Below are 4,147 nucleotides of genomic sequence, written 5' to 3'. Positions count from 1 at the left end.
AATCAATACAGGATATGGAAAGTGCGAGCCGGCATCTTAACGCCCTTTTCATCCATAACGAAACCATGTGATAAAACTTGTTTGTATGGAGCTTTACCATGAACAGCAGTACCAACAATCAAACTAGAGTTGAACCATCCACGATATTGGTCACTACCTTCAAAATATAAGTCAGCAGGATAACCTAAGCCACGATCCATCATAGCGCCTGTATGACTTGATCCTGAGTCAAACCAAACATCCATAGTATCTGTTTCTTTACGGAAGATACCATTTGGTGAATGTTCATTTGTATATCCTTCTGGTAATAAATCTTTAACATCTCTTTCAAACCAAACGTTTGATCCATATTCACCAACTAATTTGGCTACATGATCAAAAATAGCTTGATCCATAATTGGAGTATCGTCTTCTCCATAAATAATAGGAATTGGAACACCCCAAGCACGTTGACGAGAAATACACCAGTCATTACGATCGGCGATCATATTGTGCATACGTTGTTCACCCCAAGCAGGTACCCAAGATACAGAGTGAATTTGTTCTAACAGTTCATCACGAATTTGATCAATTGACGCAAACCATTGTGTTGTAGCACGGAAAATAATAGGTTTTTTAGTACGCCAGTCATGTGGATAAGAGTGGGTAATAAATTGAAGTTTTAATAATACACCCAATTCATCTAATTTTTGAGTGACTGTCTTGTTGGCATCTTCCACATATTGGCCGGCAAGCCATTCACCAACATCATCCATCATACATCCTTGTGCATCAACGTTACAATATACTGGTAAACCATATTTCATACCAATGTTAAAGTCATCCACACCAAATCCAGGTGCTGTATGAACACATCCAGTACCAGCATCGGCTGTTACGTGATCTCCACACATCAATAAACTTTCTCTTTCTGGATACAATGGGTGTGTACATGTAATATATTCGAATTCTTTACCTTTGAAAGTCTTTAAAACATCACGTTTTTCAACTTCAAACTTATCACATAATTCTTCAACCATGCTTGATAGCATAATCAATTTTCCCTTTTCTGTATCCACTAATGAATAGTCAAAATCAGGATTTACACTAATTCCTAAGTTTGCAGGAATTGTCCAAGGTGTTGTTGTCCAAATCACAAAGTTGCAGTCTGTATCCAATACACCTTTTCCGTCTTTAACGGCAAATTTAACATAAATAGTTGGACTCTTTACATCTTTATATTCAACTTCAGCTTCCGCCAATGCAGACTCGCTACTTGGTGACCAATATACTGGTTTTAATCCTTTGTAGATCAAGCCTTTCATAGCCATCTTTCCAAAGATTTCGATCTGGTGTTTTTCAAAACCCTTTTGAAGTGTGATATATGGATGATCATAATCTCCAATCGATCCTAAGCTTAAGAATCCAGCTTTTTGATTGGCTACTTGTTTTAAAGCATAGTCGTAACAGATTTTTCTAAATTCAGCAATTCCCATTTTCTTACGGTCATACCCCAATTTAGTCACAGCTGTTTCAATTGGTAAACCATGTGTATCCCATCCTGGAATATATGGTGTGTTGTATCCTTCCATAAAGTGAGATTTTACAATGACATCTTTTAATACCTTATTTAAGGCATGTCCTAAGTGGATGTCACCATTTGCGTAAGGAGGACCATCATGTAATACAAATGATTCAGCTCCTTTTCTTCTTTCTAACATCTTTTCATACAATTTTTCGTCTTGCCAGCGCTTCTGGAAACCAGGCTCTTTTTTAGTCAAATTTCCACGCATTTCAAATGCCGTTTTAGGCATATGAAGAGTTTCTTTGTAGTCCATACTTTATCTCCTTTTCCAAATAAAAAAACGTCCTTATAAAAGGACGTAATAAACACGCGGTACCACCTTAATTCATAGTTTTCACTATGCACTTTCATGAGATAACGGCTCAACCGGATCAAACTACTATCATTTCGTAAGATCAGCTCAAAAGGGATACCTTAATTCTTATTCATACAATGTTTCACCAAAACTCATTGCTCTCTTAAATCCTAACGAATAAAGGCGTGTCTTTATCTTAGCTAAATATATTGATCAAAGTTCAAAACAAGTCTTCCCTTTTTTGTGGTAGAAACCACTTCTTTAAACTGGAATCGACCTGTCTTTCTGATTGACACGAAATCATTATTGCACAATTGTAAATTTTGTTCAAGTACCACATCATTAACTTTCACAAATCCTGCATGAATCTTTTTTAAAGCTTCACTTCTAGAACAATGCGACAATTGCGCAACTACACTATCTAAACGTAAACTGCTGCACATAATATGTATTTCTTTTTTGTTATTTTCCGTAATGATATAGTCTAAACACTCTTCAAAATGCACTGTACACTTACCAATCTGCTTACAATTGTCAATGATGTATTTTGAAATTTTTTCTTTACAAAAGATATAAAGATCCTCTTTTTGTACAATCAAATCCCCAATGACACTTCTTTCAATGCCAGAGTGCATTAAACAACCTAAAAGATCGGAGTGGGTTAATGTTTTAAATTTTGAATTGTATGTGGCATGAAGACAAACGCAATCACTAAAGCCCTCATACCCTTCAGGTATAAAGCAAGCGATCTTTCGCTGTGCTTGATCATAACCACCATCAAAAACAAGACATATATTTTTGGGCACCATGCTTTGAAGAATGCTCTGTTCAGAAATCGATAAAAAATAGGTCATGATCGGCCTATTTTGTTTTTGAAAGATACGAATTTGATCTTTCATCTGCGAAATAAACACCTCATGACCTACCATAAATGAGCTCATTAAAAGTAATTATTAGTCTTCATCTTCGAAGTCGTCTGGACTTCCTAATGAAATAGTTCCTTGTACACCAATTTCAGCTGGAGAACATAAAATTACGTTCTGACCGATTTTCTGAATCTTTCCATCAAGCGCATAAACAACACCTGTTAAGAAATCAATTGTACGTTGTGCATAATCACGATCTAGCTTGTGTAAGTTAACTACTACAGCACGACCTTCTTTTAAGCGTTGTCCTACTTCTTCAGCTTCTCCAAAGCTTCTTGGTTCAAACAATACCATTTTTGTATTTGAATTCAAAGAAGTTGCGTTCGTACGAGTTTTTGGTCTCTCATAACGACTTTGATGTTCTACTTCTTCTACCTTTTCAGCTTGTGGTGCTTCTTGATAATCATCATCTTCTTCGATTGGAGCAACGAAGTCTTTTACTTTATCCATAAATCCCATGGGAAAAACCTCCTTAACGAACATAATTATAGCACAAAGAATAACTTATTCAAACTTATATTATTTTTTTTCTTTCCGAACAAAAGACATGCCATTTTGACATGTCTTTCACGCGTTTATTCTGTTTCAATCAAGCCGTAACCACCATCGTGACGTTTGTAGCAAACGGCAATCTTATTTGTTTCATCATCTGTATAAATGAAGAAATCGTGTCCTAATAATTCCATTTTCATGATAGCTTCATCTAAGCTCATTTCCTTTGGGACGATAGATTTAGTACGAACAACTTCGTCATCATCTACATCTTCATCATTAAATAATTCATGATCCAAGAAAGCTTCGGCAAGTGATTCTTTATTTTTACGTGTTAAACGTGTTTTTGTTCTACGAATTTGATCTTCCAATTTATCTACAGCACGATCAATAGCTGCATATAAATCGTCATCTACAACCTCGGCACGTAGAATCGCATAACGTGTTGGGATTGTAACTTCAATTTTTTGTTTTGTCGGATATGTACGAACCAAGACATTGGCTACATCATCCTCTCCGATAATGAAGTACTTTGTTAAAACATCCAATTTCTTATTAATTTTTTCTGAGATTCCCTGAGTTACTGTGATGTTTTTTCCTACAATATTGACTTTCATATTATGTACCTCCTATATGATTTGTATTGCTACTTAGATTATAGCACGTTTATTTTGTTTTACACTTTTCGACAAGAAATGACAAAAATATAACCAGTTTTGCCAAGGAGGTTGACAAGATAAAATGTAACTATTTTCAGAAAATAACTTGCATATTTTCATTACATGAGCTATAGTATAGCCAGGTGATTAACATGAACATTCAATCTACATATTTTTACTTTTACTTTAGATAGCCCTAATTAAACCAATC

3 protein-coding genes, 1 pseudogene and 1 other annotated feature are annotated in these 4,147 nt (G+C 35.2%); all 4 genes and pseudogenes read right to left on the bottom strand.

The window, feature by feature from the left end:
- Positions 1–32 precede the first annotated feature (32 nt).
- Positions 33–1,817: pseudogene (gene ileS / locus ACZQCL_RS07090) on the bottom strand (isoleucine--tRNA ligase); the annotation flags it as partial.
- 36 nt (positions 1,818–1,853) lie between these two features.
- Positions 1,854–2,066: a binding site (T-box leader), on the bottom strand.
- Positions 2,060–2,800: a YlmH/Sll1252 family protein gene (locus ACZQCL_RS07085; RefSeq protein WP_337930558.1), complete on the bottom strand. Its 741-nt coding sequence runs from the start codon at positions 2,798–2,800 to the stop codon at positions 2,060–2,062. (Overlaps the previous feature by 7 nt.)
- Before the next feature lie 12 nt (positions 2,801–2,812).
- Positions 2,813–3,244 carry a cell division protein SepF gene (locus tag ACZQCL_RS07080; protein ID WP_482482452.1) on the bottom strand — a complete coding sequence of 144 codons (432 nt, stop codon included), beginning with the start codon at positions 3,242–3,244 and terminating at the stop codon, positions 2,813–2,815.
- Positions 3,245–3,360: 116 nt separating this feature from the next.
- Positions 3,361–3,894, bottom strand: a complete 534-nt coding sequence (gene hpf / locus ACZQCL_RS07075; protein ID WP_227990874.1) for a ribosome hibernation-promoting factor, HPF/YfiA family — start codon at positions 3,892–3,894, stop codon at positions 3,361–3,363.
- Positions 3,895–4,147 lie beyond the last annotated feature (253 nt).

It is taken from the genome of Holdemanella sp. (assembly GCF_056804935.1).
Note: the sequence above shows the minus strand (reverse complement) of the source record. Positions and strands in the feature narration are given on the sequence as shown.